The sequence below is a fragment of the Bradyrhizobium sp. SZCCT0153 genome (genome assembly GCF_018129995.1).
Classification (GTDB): Bacteria; Pseudomonadota; Alphaproteobacteria; order Rhizobiales; family Xanthobacteraceae; genus Bradyrhizobium; species Bradyrhizobium japonicum_G.
The window spans coordinates 175,570-190,763 of the sequence record NZ_JAFCKS010000008.1 but is presented as its reverse complement, the minus strand read 5'-3'; the positions used below and the strand labels follow the sequence as shown (position 1 = coordinate 190,763).

The 15,194-nt window shown below is 65.6% G+C and carries 14 protein-coding genes; 9 read left to right on the top strand and 5 right to left on the bottom strand.

Annotation, left to right across the window (positions count from 1 at the left end; all coding sequences use genetic code 11):
• Window positions 1-91: 91 nt before the first annotated feature.
• Entirely contained in the window at window positions 92-838 is a 747-nt protein-coding gene (locus JQ572_RS29045; RefSeq protein ID WP_410050529.1) for a GntR family transcriptional regulator, read from the bottom strand.
• A 190-nt stretch (window positions 839-1,028) separates the two neighbouring features.
• Here JQ572_RS29045 and JQ572_RS29040 point away from each other — a divergent pair, with 190 nt between their 5' ends.
• From JQ572_RS29040 to JQ572_RS29020, 5 genes are read left to right on the top strand one after another with little or no spacing between them, the layout of a single operon-like run.
• Window positions 1,029-2,063, top strand: coding sequence for an extracellular solute-binding protein (locus tag JQ572_RS29040; protein WP_211386252.1), 1,035 nt, complete (start codon window positions 1,029-1,031; stop codon window positions 2,061-2,063).
• Window positions 2,060-3,139: an ABC transporter ATP-binding protein gene (locus JQ572_RS29035; protein ID WP_211386251.1), complete on the top strand. Its 1,080-nt coding sequence runs from the start codon at window positions 2,060-2,062 to the stop codon at window positions 3,137-3,139. The genes JQ572_RS29040 and JQ572_RS29035 overlap by 4 nt, the downstream gene beginning before the upstream one ends.
• On the top strand, window positions 3,136-3,999 hold the full coding sequence (locus JQ572_RS29030; protein WP_211386250.1) for an ABC transporter permease: 864 nt from the start codon (window positions 3,136-3,138) through the stop codon (window positions 3,997-3,999). The genes JQ572_RS29035 and JQ572_RS29030 overlap by 4 nt, the downstream gene beginning before the upstream one ends.
• Entirely contained in the window at window positions 3,999-4,796 is a 798-nt protein-coding gene (locus JQ572_RS29025; RefSeq protein ID WP_211386249.1) for an ABC transporter permease, read from the top strand. The genes JQ572_RS29030 and JQ572_RS29025 overlap by 1 nt, the downstream gene beginning before the upstream one ends.
• A 4-nt stretch (window positions 4,797-4,800) precedes the next feature.
• Complete coding sequence (locus JQ572_RS29020; RefSeq protein ID WP_211386248.1) at window positions 4,801-5,712, top strand: polysaccharide deacetylase family protein; 912 nt, start codon at window positions 4,801-4,803, stop codon at window positions 5,710-5,712.
• A gap of 55 nt (window positions 5,713-5,767) precedes the next feature.
• Here JQ572_RS29020 and JQ572_RS29015 read toward each other — a convergent pair whose 3' ends face one another.
• Window positions 5,768-7,561, bottom strand: coding sequence for a potassium/proton antiporter (locus tag JQ572_RS29015; RefSeq protein ID WP_211386247.1), 1,794 nt, complete (start codon window positions 7,559-7,561; stop codon window positions 5,768-5,770).
• A gap of 211 nt (window positions 7,562-7,772) precedes the next feature.
• On the opposite strand from JQ572_RS29015, the gene JQ572_RS29010 reads away from it, so the two are divergent.
• The 4 genes from JQ572_RS29010 to JQ572_RS28995 all read left to right on the top strand — a co-directional run bounded on the left by JQ572_RS29010 (window position 7,773) and on the right by JQ572_RS28995 (window position 11,639).
• Window positions 7,773-9,089: a mechanosensitive ion channel family protein gene (locus JQ572_RS29010; protein WP_211386246.1), complete on the top strand. Its 1,317-nt coding sequence runs from the start codon at window positions 7,773-7,775 to the stop codon at window positions 9,087-9,089.
• A 108-nt stretch (window positions 9,090-9,197) separates the two neighbouring features.
• A complete protein-coding gene (map, locus tag JQ572_RS29005) occupies window positions 9,198-10,016 on the top strand; it encodes a type I methionyl aminopeptidase (protein ID WP_211386245.1) in 819 nt (272 codons plus the stop codon).
• Between the two features lie 93 nt (window positions 10,017-10,109).
• The gene (gene radC / locus JQ572_RS29000; RefSeq protein WP_211386244.1) at window positions 10,110-10,823 is read left to right on the top strand and encodes a RadC family protein; all 714 of its coding nucleotides are present in this window, start codon (window positions 10,110-10,112) and stop codon (window positions 10,821-10,823) included.
• Between the two features lie 27 nt (window positions 10,824-10,850).
• Window positions 10,851-11,639, top strand: coding sequence for a bestrophin-like domain (locus JQ572_RS28995; RefSeq protein ID WP_211386243.1), 789 nt, complete (start codon window positions 10,851-10,853; stop codon window positions 11,637-11,639).
• Window positions 11,640-11,662: 23 nt separating this feature from the next.
• Here the strand turns inward: JQ572_RS28995 and JQ572_RS28990 are convergent, their stop codons facing one another.
• The 3 genes from JQ572_RS28990 to JQ572_RS28980 form a co-directional block, all read right to left on the bottom strand.
• Window positions 11,663-11,968, bottom strand: coding sequence for a YMGG-like glycine zipper-containing protein (locus JQ572_RS28990; protein ID WP_211386242.1), 306 nt, complete (start codon window positions 11,966-11,968; stop codon window positions 11,663-11,665).
• A 107-nt stretch (window positions 11,969-12,075) separates the two neighbouring features.
• Window positions 12,076-12,936, bottom strand: a complete 861-nt coding sequence (locus JQ572_RS28985) for a hypothetical protein (protein ID WP_211386241.1) — start codon at window positions 12,934-12,936, stop codon at window positions 12,076-12,078.
• Window positions 12,936-15,164: an HAD hydrolase-like protein gene (locus tag JQ572_RS28980; RefSeq protein ID WP_211386240.1), complete on the bottom strand. Its 2,229-nt coding sequence runs from the start codon at window positions 15,162-15,164 to the stop codon at window positions 12,936-12,938. The genes JQ572_RS28985 and JQ572_RS28980 overlap by 1 nt, the downstream gene beginning before the upstream one ends.
• Window positions 15,165-15,194: the final 30 nt, after the last annotated feature.

Sequence of the window (15,194 nt, the reverse complement as noted above, 5' to 3'; positions counted from 1 at the left end):
TCGCCATTGGAAGCGCAGTGAAGCAATCCAGAGTCTTTCCGCGGCGGCAGACTGGATTGCTTCGCTGCGATCGCAATGACGTGTGGAGAGTTCAGCGCTTCCGCCGCTTCGGCTTAACTGCACTGAATACGCTTTCCAAATCCTCGCTCGCCGGCGCCGCATCGTCGTCGAGATGCAGCCGGCTCTCCACATGCAAAAAATGCTCGCGCGACACCGCGATGGCGCGGGCCACATCGCGGGCGCGCAGCGCTTCGACGATGGCGCCGTGCTCGTCCACCGCGCAGATCGAATCGGTGGCGGGCTCATAGACCGAGACCATCACCGAGGAGCGGCTGAGCAGGTCGGCGAGGAAGCGCGTGAGCTCGGCATTGCCGAGCGCCTCGACCAGATGGACGTGGAATGCGCCCGACAGCCGCACCGAGGCAGCGCGGTCGCCGCGCGTGGCGGCGGCGCGTTCCTCGGCAAGATGTGCGGTCAGCCTGTCGATCAAGGCGTCGTCGATATGGCGCACGAGCTGCGTCAGCACGCCGGCTTCGAGCACGCGGTGCGCCTCGTAGACGCTGCGGACGTCGTCGAGCGTCGGGCGTGGCACGCGGGCGCCGCGATTGGGGATCATCTCCAGCCGCCGCTCCGCACCCAGCCGGTGCAGCACCTTGCGGATGCGCTCACGCGAGACGCCAAAAATGTCGGCAAGCGGCGGCTCGGCGAGCTTCACGCCCGCCTTCAGCTTGCCCTCCAGGAGCGCGTGCAGGATAGCCTGATAGACCGCCTCGTCCTCGGCCGGATTGGCCTTGCCGTTTGCCTTGCCGTCTCGCCTGCGCTGCGTCGCCATGGCGATAGCTAGGCCCAAAGGATGCGCAGCGTCACCTCCAAAAAATGTGCACATTTGTCGCGCCGCTGTGCAGGCGGCAATCCATGCCTGGATTCAGACCATTGATTTCATTATAGAACTCAAAAATGTGCACATTTGGCATGGTGCTTGCTGCTGTCTCGGAGCAAGCTTTACGCACAACAAACGGGACATGCCCATGCACACCCCCTCCCGACGCAGTGTTTTGAAGTCCGGCGCGGCCCTTGCCGCGATCATCGCAGCTCCAGCGCGGCTGCGCGCCGCGCCCAAGGAAATCGTCATCGGCGGCCCCGCAGGCGCCGCAAAGTATTTCAACGCCGATCTGTTTCCGGTGCTGGAGAAGAAGCTCGACTGCAAGGTGCTCTACGAGGGCACCAACTCGCTGACCAATCTCCAGAAGATGCAGGCCGACAAGGCCGCGCCGAAAATCTCCGTGGTCATCATGGACGATCCGGTGATGCTGCCGGCAGCCAGCGACGGCCTGATCACGAAGATGTCGGCCTCGTCCATCGCCAATCTCGGCAAGCTCGTGGACGGCTCGGTGCATCAGGACGGCATGTGGGCGAACTACCAGCGGCCCTGGGCCGGCATCGCCTACTCGACCAAGCGCATGAAGACGGCGCCCGCCAAATGGTCGGACCTGTGGGACGCGAAATATGCCTCGAGGGTGATCGTGCCGTCGCTGTCGAACACCGAAGGGTTCTGGACTCTGCTCGCGGCCGCGCGCCTTGAAACCGGCAAGCCCTACAAGGACGCGCAATACGAGATCGACGCCGCCTTCAAGAAGGTGAAGGAGCTGAAGGCGAACCTGCTCAACGTCTATACCAACGCGCCGCAGGCCATCAATCTGATGGAGCAGGGCGAGGCCTGGATGATCGGCGGACAGTTTTCCGCCTACACACTGATCCGTAAGGCGGAAGGCTCGCCGGTCGATCTCGCCGTGCCACAGGATGGCGGCTTTGCCATGCCCTCAGGCATTGCCAAGGTGGCTGGCGCACCGGCCGGCGATCTCGCCGATGCCGTGATCGACTTCTTCCTGAGCCCGGAGGCACAGACCATCCTCGCCGACAAGGCCTTCGTCGCGCCAACCAACAAGGGCACGCCGACGCCGGCCGGCTTCCCGGATCCCGCCTCGCTGTTCGCGCCTGACTGGGCGTTCGTCGCCAAGAACCGCGCCGCGTGGGTCGACCGCTGGAGCAAGGAGATGACATGAGCGAGAGCAGCCCGCATCTCGTCGTCCGCGGCGTCTCCAAGCGCTACGGGCCGACGACGGTTCTGGACCACATCGACCTCACCATCCGGCGCGGCGAGCTGGTGACGCTGCTCGGCCCCTCCGGCTGCGGCAAGACCACGCTGCTGCGCGCTATCGCCGGCCTCGTACAGCCCGACACCGGCAAGGTCGAGCTCGCCGGGCGAGACATCACCAACGTGCCGCCGCACAAGCGCAATGTCGGCGTGGTGTTCCAGAGTTACGCGCTGTTTCCGCATCTCACCGTCGCCGGCAATGTCGCGTTCGGATTGAAAGTGCGCGGCATGGCCAGGCGCGAGATCGACATCGCGGTCGAGCGCGCGCTGGCGCTGGTCAAGCTCGGCCATCTCGCCGGACGGCGCATCTCGGCGCTGTCGGGCGGGCAGCAGCAGCGCGTGGCGCTGGCGCGCGCCATCGCGGTCGAGCCTGATGTGCTGCTGTTCGACGAGGCACTCTCCGCGCTCGATCGCAAGCTGCGCGAGGAAATGCAGGTCGAGCTGCGCCGCCTGCTCCAGGACGTGAAGGCAACCGCGATCTTCGTGACCCACGACCAGGACGAGGCGCTGACCATGTCCGACCGCGTCGCCGTCATGAACAAGGGGCGGATCGAGCAGCTCGCCGAGCCGCGCGAACTGTATTTGCGGCCCGCGAGCCTGTTCGCGCTCAACTTCGTCGGGCTGTCGACGCGGATTGCGGGCACCGTCCTGGCGGCAGGCAACGGCAAAGTCGATGTCGAGACCAGGGTCGGCCGCCTGTCGGCGCTCGGCAATTTCCAGGCAGGCTCCCCCGTCATCGTCGCTGCGCGCCCCGAGCAGCTTCGCTTGGGCGAACAGGGCGAAGCCAACTCCGCGGCGGGGCGCGTTCGCTCCGTGGTGTTCCAGGGCTCGCGTACGCTGGTCGAGGTCGATGCCGGCGCCGGCGAAAGCCTGCTTGCCGAGCTCTCGGGGCGTGACGGCGCGATCCCGCGCCTGCATGACGAGATTCGCCTGAGCTGGCCTGTGGCCGAGACCTTCGCGTTTCCGATGGAGGCGCAGGCATGACCGAGGCGGCCCTTCCCGCGCCGGTGTCGGCGCCCGCGGTTGACCGCGAGCGGCTCGCCGCAGTTGGATTCGTGCTGCCGTCCTTCGTCATCATCGCCGGCGTGTTCGCGCTGCCGCTGGTGCTGCTGCTGGGCGTCAGCATCGTCGACGCCAACGGGCTGACATTTGCGCATTACAAGCGCCTGCTCGGCACGCCCTATTATCTCGGCGTGATCTGGAATTCGTTGCGGCTCGGCCTTTTGACCACGCTGATCGCCTTCCTGATCAGCTACCCCGCCGCCTTCGCGCTGGCGCGCGCCCGCGGGCCTTTGCGCTCGGTGCTGCTGGCGACGCTGTTCCTGCCGCTCGCGGCCAGCGTCATCGTCAAGGCCTTTGCCTGGACGATCCTGCTGCGCAGCGACGGCATCGTCAACGAGACGCTGATGGCGCTCGGCATCATCGAAGACCCGATCCGGATGATCTTCACCGAAACCGCGCTGATCGTCGGCGCCGTCAACATCTTCCTGCCCTTCATGATCCTGCCGATCTACGCGATCGTCGCACAGCTCGATCCGCGTTATGCGGAAGCAGCCTCCACGCTCGGCGCCTCGCCGGTCGTGACGTTCTTTCGCGTGATCCTGCCGCTGACCTTGCCCGGCATCATCGCGGGCGTGGCGCTGGTGTTCTCGCTCTCGGTCTCCGCCTATGTGGTGCCGACGCTGCTGATCGGCGAGAAATACCCGACGCTCGCGACCACGATCGCAAAAGCCTATCTGCTGGCGCGTGAACCCGGCTTCGGCGCTGCGGCGGGCGTCGTGCTGCTGGCGATCGCGATCGCAATCGTCGCGCTGAGCGCGCGCCTGTCGCGGGAGCCGAAATGATGACGCGAACCGCAATCATCGTCTGCTGGGTGATGGCGATCGGGCTGGCGCTGTTCCTGGTCGTCCCGCTGCTGGTCATCGCCGCCGCGAGCTTCTCGCCGACGCCGGTATTTGATTTGCCGCTGACGGGCGCATCGACGCGATGGTATGGTCGGATCGCGCGGCTCGACGGCTTCTGGCCGTCGCTGCTGCTGTCGCTGCAGATCGCGCTGTTCTCGACGGCGATCTCGCTGGTCTGCGGCACGCTCGCGGCGATCGCGATCGCACGGGGAAAGCTGCCGGGCGCCGGCATCTTCGCGACCGCGCTGGTGTCGCCGCTGATGATGCCGGGCCTCGTGCTCGGCATCGCGCTGCTGCAGGGCTTTCGCGCCGTCGGGTTCACCGCACCCTGGGCGACGCTGCTGGTGGCTCATCTCGTCATCACGCTGCCTTACGTCGCTCGCACCATGATCGCGGGGCTTGCGCGGTTCGACTTCACGCTGATCGAGGCGGCGCGCACGCTCGGCTGCACCTATCCCGGCAGCGTGCTGCGGGTGATGGTGCCGGCGCTGGCGCCGTCATTCCTGATCGCGGGAATCTTCTCTTTCCTGGCCTCGTTCGACAACTATCCGGTGTCGATCTTCCTCGCCGACGTCCGCACCAAGACGCTGCCGATCCGGATGCTGCAATATATCGAGGAGGCGCCCGACCCGACGCTGGCGGCGCTGTCCACCCTCATCCTCGCGGGCACGGTGATCCTGCTGGTCGTCAGCGACCGCGTCGTCGGCCTGCACCGCATGGCCGGAACCTCGGACTGATGCCATGAGCGAAGCAGAGCATCCTCTCTCACGACGCGACTTCGCCGGATACCGCGGCACGCCGCCGAATCCGCGCTGGCCGAACGGCGCGCGCGTCGCGGTGTCGCTGGTGGTGAATTTCGAGGAGGGATCGGAGTTCTCCGTCAACGACGGCGACGCCGGCAACGAGGCGATCTACGAGGTCGTGCATCGGCTCGACGGCCCGGATTCCTGCATCGACAGCCATTTCGAATACGGCACGCGTGCCGCGTGGTGGCGCATCATGGACCTGTTCGACGCGCACGGGGTCAAGGTCACCGTGAGCTCCTGCGGCCGTGCGGTCGAGCGCTTGCCGGAGCTGGCGCGCGACGCCGTCGCGCGCGGCCACGAAGTCTCCGCGCATGGCTGGCGCTGGCAGAGCCACGCCGGGATGGATGAAGCGGACGAACGCGAAGTCATTGCGAGGACGGTCGCGACGATCGAACGCGTCACCGGACAACGCCCGGTCGGCTGGCACACGCGCTCGGCGACCTCGCCGAACACGCGCCGCCTGCTGGTCGAGGATGGCGGCTTCCTCTACGACAGCGACGCCTATAATGACGACCTGCCCTATTACAAAGAGATCTCCGGCAAGCAGCACCTCGTGCTGCCCTACGCCTTCGACACCAACGACATGCAGTATTACAACGCCTCGCGCTTCAACGGCGCGGATTTCGCCGATTACGTCATCGACGCCTTCGAATGGCTTCGCCGCGAGGGCGAGACGGCGCCAAAGATGATGTCGATCGGCCTGCATCTGCGCATGATCGGCCGCCCCGGCCGTATCGGCGCGCTGGAGCGGATTCTCACGCATATCACCGGAAGCGGCGCAGCGTGGATCGCGCCGCGCGCGGCGATCGCGCGGCATTGGAAGGAAGTGGTGCCGGCTGGGGTGTGAGTCGTGCCGCATTGGCGGCTCTTACCCTCCCCGGAGGGGGAGGGTGAAGACGGCGCTAAACCCCCGCCACCGAGGTCCACAAATCCGCCAGCTTGCGCCGCAGGGCCTGCGTGCGAGTCAGCGGCGCCGGCGTCTCTTCTTCCTCCGGCAGGCGGAGGCCGACGACGCTGACGCGGCCGCCGGAGATGCTGCGCGCGACCAGCACGATCTCGTCCAGCGCAAGCTCAGCGCCCTCTTTCGGCGCGCGGTCGAGATGGACGTCGAAATAGTCGGCGAGCGTCAGCTTGCCGTCGTCCTCGCCGACTTTCACGCCGTAGATTTCGGCAAGCTCGGCGAGCGTGTGCTCGCCGGAGACCATGAAGTCGCCGAGCAGATGCGGATCGGGTGTCGAGCTCGGCTGCATATCGACGAAGAAGCGGTCGAGCGACTCGGCCTTTTCCGGCGGCGCCAGCAGATAGATGTAGTCTCCGGGCGCGATCGGATCGGCCTCCAGCGGCGTCAGGATGTTTTCGTTGCGGATTACCAGCGTCGGCTTGGACCAGGATGGGATCAGGCCGCGGCGGAAATACAGGCTCTTGGGCCGGACCGGATAGCCGACGAGCTGCTGCTCGAGCTGGCCGGGCAAGTCCAATTCGACACGCCGCGGGCCGCGCTCGGCGCGCGGCAAGGCGACGTGCAGCTTGCGCGCGGCGGGCGCCAGCGTCCAGCCCTGCAGCAACAGTGAGATGATGACGACGACGAAGGCCACGTCGAAATAGAGATAGGCTTTCGACAGGCCGACCAGCATCGGGATCGACGCCAGGAAGATCGCGACGGCGCCGCGCAGGCCGGTCCAGGCGATGAAGATCTTTTCACGCCAGTTGAAGCGGAACGGCGAAAGGCACACGAACACCGCGATCGGCCGCGCCACCAGCATCAGCACGAATGCGACACCGACCGCCGGCAGCACGCTGGTGCCGAGCCGGCTCGGCGACACCAGCAGGCCGAGCAGCACGAACATCACGATCTGCGCCAGCCAGGTCGCCGCATCCAGGAAAGCCACCACCGAATTATGCGCGCGCGTCGGCCGGTTGCCGATGATGATGCCGGCGAGATAGACCGCGAGGAATCCCGAGGCGTGCATGATCTGCGAGCCGCCGAAGATCACGAGCGCGGCCGTGGTCACGAACGGCGCATGCAGGCCTTGCGGCAGCGCGACCTTGTTGAGCGCGATGACGACGAGACGTCCGCCGAGAAAGCCGACGATGGCGCCCAGCACCGCCTCCTGGATGAACTCCATCGCCACATGCCCGGCCGAGCTCGACCCCAGCGAGATGTATTCGACCAGCATGAGCGTGAGGAAGATCGCGAAGGGGTCGTTGGTGCCGGATTCAGCCTCCAGCGTCGCGCCGACGCGCGGGCGCAGGCGCAGGCCCTGGGTGTGCACCAGCAGGAACACGGCGGCAGCATCGGTCGAGGCCACCACGGCACCGACCAGCAGCGACTCGGTCCAATTGAGGTCGAGCGCGTATTTCGCGAACGGGGCCGTGATCAGCGCGGTCAGGAGCACGCCGACCGTCGCCAGCACCACGGACGGCGCGAGCACGGTGCGGATGCTGGCAAAGCGTGTCCGCAGGCCGCCGTCGAACAGGATCAGGGCGAGCGCCACCGAGCCGACCAGATAGGTGGTGCGGACGTCGTCGAACTGGACCTGCCCGGGACCGGAATCACCGGCGAGCATGCCGATCGCAAGGAAGACGAGCAGCAAGGGCGCGCCGAAGCGCAGTGCAAGCAGGCTCGACAGGATGCCCGCCATGACGAGGACGGCGCCGAGCAATATGGCGATGCTGACGGAGTCGAGGGAAGCCATCCACCTTCCGGGTAAAAATCGCTGGAATTGCATCCTTATCGTCGCCACACCGGCGCGCCAACCCATTTTCTCCCGCGCGCGGCAATCTGCCCGTATTTTGCGGCCTTAACGCACTTCACTTAGCGGTGTATCGGTGGCCGGGCCGCCGCCTTTGTGGGATTCTGCGGCTCCCTCGAATCAATTCCTTCCGCCCGCTTCCCCGACGAGACCGATGGACATGGACCTCAAAGACTTCATGGAGTTCGTGCAGACCACCGCGCGCAGCGTCGGCGCCGAAATCTCCTCACCCTGGTTCTACCTGCAATTCGGCCTCATTCTGGCCGCGGTCGGCATCGCCTATGCCACGGAAGCCGCCGTTCGCAGCCGCCTCGACACGACGTCGCTGGCCATGCGCTGGCCGCTGCCGCTCCGGCACTTCGTCCGGGTGATGGTCTCCAGCGCCTCGACCGCGGTGTTCACCCTGCTCGTGATCGTCTCGCGCGTGGTGATGTACCACGCGACCTGGCCGAGCCGGAGCTATCTCCTGATGGTCGCCGCCAAGCTCGGCTTCGCCTGGCTCGCGATCCGGCTGCTGACCTCGGTGCTGCGCAACGCCTTCATCGTCAAGCTGGTGTCGATCACCGCGTGGTTCATCGCGGCGCTCTCCATCGTCGGCCAGCTCGATGCGACGGTCGACCTGCTCGATTCCGTCGCGATCGTGCTCGGCGGCCTGCGGCTGACGCCCCTGCTCGTGATCAAGGCCGGCGCGCTGCTGCTCATCGCACTCTGGCTCACCAACATCGCCAGCAATTTCGCCGAGAGCCGGATCAATTCGACCACCGATCTGACGCCGTCGGTGCAGGTGCTGCTGGTCAAGATCATCCGCATCGGACTTCTGGCCATCGCGATTGTCATTGCGCTCGGCGCGGTCGGCATCGACCTGTCGGCACTCGCGGTGTTCTCCGGCGCGGTCGGCGTCGGCATCGGCATCGGCCTGCAGAAGATCGTCGCCAATTTCATCTCGGGGATCATCCTGCTCGCCGACAAATCGGTGAAGCCGGGCGACCTCGTCACCATCGGCGACAATACCGGGCGGATCAGCGCGATGAAGACGCGTTATATTTCCGTCGCCGCCGGCGACGGCCGCGAATTCCTGGTGCCGAACGAGGATCTGGTGACGCAGAAGGTCGTCAACTGGACCTATACCGACAAGAACACGCTGGTGAAGATCGCCTTCGGCACCAATTACGATGCCGACCCCAGACTGGTCTGCAAGCTCGCCGCAGAGACCGCCGCCGCCCATCCGCGCGCGCAGAAGGGCAAGCCGCCGAATTCCATCCTGACCGAGTTCGCGGAAGCCGGGATGAAGTTCTCGCTGACCTTCTGGATCGCCGATCCCGACGGCATGGACGGCGTCAAGAGCGACGTCATGCTGGCGCTGTGGGACGCCTTCAAGCGCGAGGGCATCCGGGTTCCCTATCCCGTCCGCGAAATCCGCATCCGCGGCGGCGCACTGCCGGTGGAAACCACCGTAGAAGTCCCGAATTGAGCCCGCTTTCGGGCACAGGGCGGCGAACCTTGGCTTGCGCGAAAGCCCGCAATCATTAGATTGGGGCCTGAATTCAAGCCTTTCCGCCGACATCGAGACCAGCCCCGCATGAGCTACGTCGAAGCCTCCGATACCTCCCTGCGCAAGACCGGACAGATCAAGCTGCATGGGCCGAGCGCCTTTGCCGGCATGCGCAAGGCCGGCGCGCTAGTGGCGAAGTGCCTCGACGAGCTCACCGACATCGTCGGGCCCGGCGTGCCGACCGAGCGCATCGACCAGTTCGTCCGCGACTTCGCCTTCAGCCACAATGCCTATCCGGCGACGTTGATGTATCGCGGCTACCGCTACTCCACCTGCACCTCGCTCAACCACGTGGTCTGCCACGGCATGCCCGGCGACCGTCCACTGAAGGAGGGCGACATCGTCAATATCGACGTCACCTTCATCGTCGACGGCTGGTATGGCGATTCCAGCCGGATGTATGCGATCGGCCCGATCGCGCGCAAGGCCGAGCGGCTGATCGAAGTCACGTATGAAGCGATGATGCGCGGCATCGCCGCGGTGAAGCCCGGCGCCACCACCGGCGACATCGGCCACGCCATCCAGAGTTTTGTCGAGCCGCAGGGCATGAGCGTGGTGCGCGATTTTTGCGGCCACGGCCTCGGCCGCATGTTCCACGACGAGCCGAACATCATCCATATCGGCCGGCCCGGCGAAGGCGTGCAGCTCAAGCCCGGCATGTTCTTCACCATCGAGCCGATGATCAATCTCGGCAAGCCGCATGTGAAGATCCTGTCCGACGGCTGGACCGCGGTGACCCGCGACCGCTCGCTGTCGGCGCAGTTCGAGCATTCGGTGGGCGTGACCGCCACCGGCGTCGAGATCTTCACGCTGTCGGAACGGCACGGCGAGAAACAGATCGGGTGAGCCTGCAAAGGCTCGCCGGCGGGACGTGAACCAGACTTGCCCCCCGCAATTGACGGTTGCAAAAACGATAGTCCCCGGCAATGCTGGCGGCCGATGCCCGCCAAAACCGACCACGACAAGAGCAAGCCTGAGGACGCGCCGCACTATCTCGGCCATCGCGAGCGGCTGCGCGAGCGCTTCTACAGCGCCGGTGCGGACGCGCTCAGCGACTACGAATTGCTGGAGATGGCGTTGTTTCCGGCCCTGCCGCGGCGCGACACCAAGCCGCTGGCGAAGATGCTGATCAAGACCTTCGGCTCCTTCGCGGAAGTCGTTCATGCGCCGGTCGCGCGCTTGCGCGAGGTTGACGGCATCGGCGAATCCGCGATCCACCAGCTCAAGCTGATCGCCGCGGCGGCGCACCGCGTCGCCAAGGGCGAGGTCAACAGCCGCAACGCGCTGTCGTCCTGGAACGAGGTGATCGACTATTGCCGCTCCAGCATGGCGTTCGCCGACAAGGAGCAGTTTCGCCTGCTCTTCCTCGACAAGCGCAACCAGCTCATCGCCGACGAGGTGCAGCAGACCGGCACGGTCGACCACACCCCGGTCTATCCGCGCGAGGTGATCAAGCGCGCGCTCGAGCTTTCGGCAACCGCGCTGATCCTGGTGCACAACCACCCCTCAGGCGATCCTTCGCCCTCGCAGGCCGACATCCAGATGACCAAGGCCATCATCGACATCGCCAAGCCGCTGGGGATTGCCGTGCATGACCATATCATCGTCGGCAGAAGCGGCCACGCCAGCTTGCGCGGGATGCGGTTGATCTAGATCGTCGAATCACATGACAAGAACAGCATGAGCGACTGGCTGCACAATCTGCCGCTGCCGTTGATGGCGCTGGTCATCTTCGGCTTCACCTATCTTCTGGGCGCGGCCATCTTCGCAGCCGTCGCGCTGGCCGCGACGGGTGAGCGCGCGACATCGCTGAAAGCGATATCGCCGGGCATGCTGCCGGTGCTCGGTATCATCTTCGGCCTGTTCGTCGCCTTTACCGCCGCGCAGGTCTGGGGCGACGGTGACCGCGCCGGCGCCGCGGTCAGCCGCGAGGCCAGCGCCCTGCGAGGCACCGTGCTGCTGGCCGCCGGCCTGCCGGCGGAGCAGGAAACGAAGCTGCGCGGCCTGGTGCGCGCCTATGTCGAACAGGCCGTCGCGCTGGAATGGCCGATGATGGCGCATCAGGAGGTGTCGCTGAAGGTGACGCCGCCGCCGCTCGCCGAAGCCCTGCAGCTCGTCGTCACGATGACGCCGCAGGGTACGGGTCAGGCGAATGTGCAGCGCGAGCTCATCGCCACGCTGGAGCAGGCGCTGGATGCGCGGCGGCAGCGGATCATCGTCAGCCTCGCCGCCGTGAATCCGGTCAAATGGTGGTGCCTGTATCTCCAGGCGGCCTGCGCGCTGCTGGTGATCGGCCTCGTTCATTGCGACAACCGCCTGGGATCGGCGATTGCGATGGGCCTGTTCGCGACCGGCGTCGCCACCTCGGTCCTGCTGATCGCCGCGCATGACCGGCCGTTCGCCGGCCAGATTTCGATCCGGCCGGAGCCGCTGCTCCAGATCATGCCGGAGCCGGCGGCGAAAAGCTGAAGCGCGCGCGCCTCGTCCGGGCCTCAGTAGCAATACCGCGGATCGACCGGGACATAGCGGCCGTCGGGACGCTGCATGTAGCAGCCGCGCTGATAGGCGTAATAGCCGGAGCGGCGGCGCTCGCCCTCGGAGGCGATTGCCGCGCCCGTGCCGGCACCGACGACGGCACCGATTGCGGCGCCGCGGCCGCCGCCCAGCACGCCGCCGACGATCGCTCCGCCGACACCGCCGATGATGGCGCCGCCCACGGCATCCTGGGCGACCGCCTCATGCACCGGCATCGCCATCGCTACCGCCAGGCATGCCGCGATTCCAGATCCTCGAAGCATCCGCAACCCTCCTGTCCACCGCGGCCACCATAGCCGCGGCGGATCAGGCGAACCAGAACAATCGCCGATGGCCGGCGGAGCCGCCCCTGCCCGACGGAAGATGCCCGCTAGCCGCCTCGGGTCAGATGCTGCTGCAACGCCCTCATGTAGCGGATGGCGAGGCTGCGCGCGTGCGCGATCTCCACGACGAAGCCTCGATCCCGGCAGGCGGCCTTGTCGTTCATCAGATCGACAAGCTCGGGACAGCGAAAGACCGCTTCGGCGTACCAGGGGAAGAACTCGGAATTTGCAAGCTGATCGGCTTCGGCCAGGCCAAGCGTCCGGGCGTGATTTCGCGCCGTATTGGCGGCATAGGCAAAGCAGCATTCGGCGAAGTTGGCGTCATCCTGCGTGACGACGAAGGATCTGGTTTGCAGGCCGGGCAGCAGCCATTCCGTCATCGTCACGGAGCCGGCCTCGATCGCCGCGCATCGCTCGCGCAGGCCCTTGGGGCCGGTGACGAACTCGGCAAGCGTCGGTTGTGACGGTGCCATGCGGGCCAAACGTCCCGGCTCGCGCTCGCAGATGTATTTTCGCCACGCCCAGCGCTTGAGCGGCGGCGCGGCGAGATAGAGCTGCTCGGTGAAGACGCCGAGATGAACCACGACGACCGGCCGGTGCAGAACAGCGACCGGCGGCTTGTAGGGTCCTTCGACGATGCGCAGCTCGAAATCAATCCCTCGCGCGTTGCAGATGCCGGTCCATTGCTCACGCAGCCCGGCCAGGGGTTGGCCGGCAGCGTCATTCATCGCCGCGACGAAAACAAAAGCGTCGAAATCCACCATCAATCCGGGCGTCGATGGATATTGCCCGCTGGTGTTTCCGATGAAGGCGACGTCGACGCAGGCGGGGTGGATGGAATAGGCGCGAAACCAGTCCTTGAGATCGGCGATGATGCTCGCAAGATCGCTCCGCGCCGGCTCGGACATCACCATCTCCGCTGGTCGGCAACGCCGTCGTCATCGCCGGCGCGACGTCCCTCGCTGCCGATCGAGACCGCGATCAGATCCTCGATCTGATCGACGAGGGTGGTGTCGACATAGGCCGGCAATGCCCCGGGCGCGACCGCATCGAGCTCCTCGTTGACCTTTCGGACCAGGCTGGCGACCTTCGGATCGGAATACGTCACTCCGAGGTTGCCCATCATCTCCGCTTTACGCCGCGCGGCGCTTCCACCGGCCTGCTTGAGAATGACGACTGGGATCGACCGGTCCAATGCCATGTTGATCTCGGTCTCCGTCCCGGATGGTTTTCCCTCGCGCGACGGCCCGCCCATGACGACGAGCACGTCGAGCTCGCTGACGAATCGTTCCCGCATGCGACCGAACTCTCCGTCGGGACGACCGGCATCTCCGTCAGACACCACCACCGCCGGCGCGGTGCGACTGAACTGGCTGCTGCCGCGTTTGCGCAGGTAGAATCGCGCGGCGCTCGGGTTTTCCTCGAAGGCCGCCTCGACCACGGGAATGCCCACGCCGGGGCCATGGCCGGACGTCACCCGGAAGTCGCGCCGCACCAGGGCGCGTCCCATCCGTTCACAGAGCGTCCCGATGTCGGACGTCGTGATGGTCCCGCCATCGAGGACACCATCCGGCACCAGCACACCGTCCTCCTGCTTGGCGGTGCCGCCGAATCCGGCGATCGGCCTGTTCGCGATCACGGCGATCTGCCGCACCCAGCGTTCGATGTCGGAATACTCCTTGAAAAGGTGCGTCTCGATTCGCATGCGTCTCAAATTCTCGACATACATGGCCTCGACGATCCGGTCGGCAGGATGCTCGGCCGCCTTCACCAGAAGGTGGTGCCAGAAACGGGTACGGGGCACCGCCTTGGCGGCGCTGGACAAAAGCCGGCGCAGGGCCGGGTCGGTGAAGGAGGTGCCGACGAACACCATGCAGCTGCTGCGGTAATCGTCCTCGAACAGGCGCCATATCTCCCGGCGGTGGCGTTCGGCCAGATCGAACTGCTCCTCCAGGAAAACGAGATCCCAGTCGAGATTGTTGGCGTACCGGGAGTGCTCGAAGTCTCCGTTCATCTTGACGATCAGATGGCTGTTGGCAAAATTCTCCAGCAGCGTGCCGTCGTCCGTCACGACGGAGTGCGGGAAATTGCCGCTCGCCAATGCGGCTTCGAACAACTGATCATAATTGGTGGTCCAGATCCGCGACGCACCAGACCGCATCATCGCGTAATGATAGGCGTTCGGCCGCTTTTGCTTGCGGTTCGCAAAGCTCTGCTTGAAGCGCTCGTAAACGTCTTGCGAGCGCGCCGATTCGGCGGCGACCAGTTGCAGCAATTGCGGCAGGCTGTACGTCGTTTGCCCCGCCCACAGGCTCATTTTCAACTGTTGCAGGATCGGAAAGTAGTGGTCATTCCAGCCGCCGATGCCGGATTGGACGGAAACTCCGGCGCCGGCATAGAACACCAGGCGATCGACCCGGATGGCGCCCTTCAGGGTCGAGGGCATGTTCCGGTGCGACCCGAGCTGTGGGGCGGGCGTGTCGCGCAGAACAGCTTCGAGATCAGCGACGTTGCGTAGCAAGGCACGACAGCCGGTGTAGGCGCGACTGCTCGGCTCGCCGGTCCAGGCGGCATGGTAGTAAGCGACGCCGGTGCCTTGGGTGACGTCGTAGTCGCGATCGGAATCGCCGATGTAGACCAGTTCATTCGGCGCGATGTTCATTTTTCCGGCCAGGGCCCGAACCACCACGGGGTTTGGCTTGGCGCCCGACGGCGCATCTTTTCCCCAGATCTCGTCGATGACGCCGTGGAGACCGAAATGGGTCACCAGATCGACCAGCTCGGCCGTCTCGCGCGACGAGAGTATCGCGCACTTGATGTCACGCCCCTTGAGATCCTGAAGAAGCGTCTGAACCCCGCTGACGATCTTGCCCTGACGTTCGCAGGCTTTGACCGTTTTGCGATAGAAGTCGCAGATTTCCGTAAGTTTCGCGGCAGCTGCGGGAATATCTGCGTAGGCAAGCGCGATCAATGCATTGGGACCGTAAAGCGGCAACGTATTGACCGCGATGTCGGGCCGTCCGACCGTCGGCTCATACAGATCGAAAGTTGTTGTCAGCGCCTTCTGGCTGGCGGCGCGGCCGTCGAAGACCGGTCCGTCGAAATCAAGGATGACGCCCCGCAGCGATGCTGGCATGAGACACCCGACCTTCGCGGAATGACCGTA

What these genes read in the sequence shown, in the direction of transcription:
- JQ572_RS29020 (WP_211386248.1), top strand. Translation starts at nt 4,801, where the DNA reads ATGAGCGAAGCAGAGCATCCTCTCTCACGACGCGACTTCGCCGGATAC.
- JQ572_RS29025 (WP_211386249.1), top strand. Translation starts at nt 3,999, where the DNA reads ATGACGCGAACCGCAATCATCGTCTGCTGGGTGATGGCGATCGGGCTG.
- radC (WP_211386244.1), top strand. Translation starts at nt 10,110, where the DNA reads ATGCCCGCCAAAACCGACCACGACAAGAGCAAGCCTGAGGACGCGCCG.
- JQ572_RS28990 (WP_211386242.1), bottom strand. Translation starts at nt 11,968, where the DNA reads ATGCTTCGAGGATCTGGAATCGCGGCATGCCTGGCGGTAGCGATGGCG.
- JQ572_RS29015 (WP_211386247.1), bottom strand. Translation starts at nt 7,561, where the DNA reads ATGGCTTCCCTCGACTCCGTCAGCATCGCCATATTGCTCGGCGCCGTC.
- JQ572_RS29035 (WP_211386251.1), top strand. Translation starts at nt 2,060, where the DNA reads ATGAGCGAGAGCAGCCCGCATCTCGTCGTCCGCGGCGTCTCCAAGCGC.
- JQ572_RS29010 (WP_211386246.1), top strand. Translation starts at nt 7,773, where the DNA reads ATGGACATGGACCTCAAAGACTTCATGGAGTTCGTGCAGACCACCGCG.
- JQ572_RS28985 (WP_211386241.1), bottom strand. Translation starts at nt 12,936, where the DNA reads ATGTCCGAGCCGGCGCGGAGCGATCTTGCGAGCATCATCGCCGATCTC.
- JQ572_RS29040 (WP_211386252.1), top strand. Translation starts at nt 1,029, where the DNA reads ATGCACACCCCCTCCCGACGCAGTGTTTTGAAGTCCGGCGCGGCCCTT.
- JQ572_RS29030 (WP_211386250.1), top strand. Translation starts at nt 3,136, where the DNA reads ATGACCGAGGCGGCCCTTCCCGCGCCGGTGTCGGCGCCCGCGGTTGAC.
- JQ572_RS28980 (WP_211386240.1), bottom strand. Translation starts at nt 15,164, where the DNA reads ATGCCAGCATCGCTGCGGGGCGTCATCCTTGATTTCGACGGACCGGTC.
- JQ572_RS28995 (WP_211386243.1), top strand. Translation starts at nt 10,851, where the DNA reads ATGAGCGACTGGCTGCACAATCTGCCGCTGCCGTTGATGGCGCTGGTC.
- map (WP_211386245.1), top strand. Translation starts at nt 9,198, where the DNA reads ATGAGCTACGTCGAAGCCTCCGATACCTCCCTGCGCAAGACCGGACAG.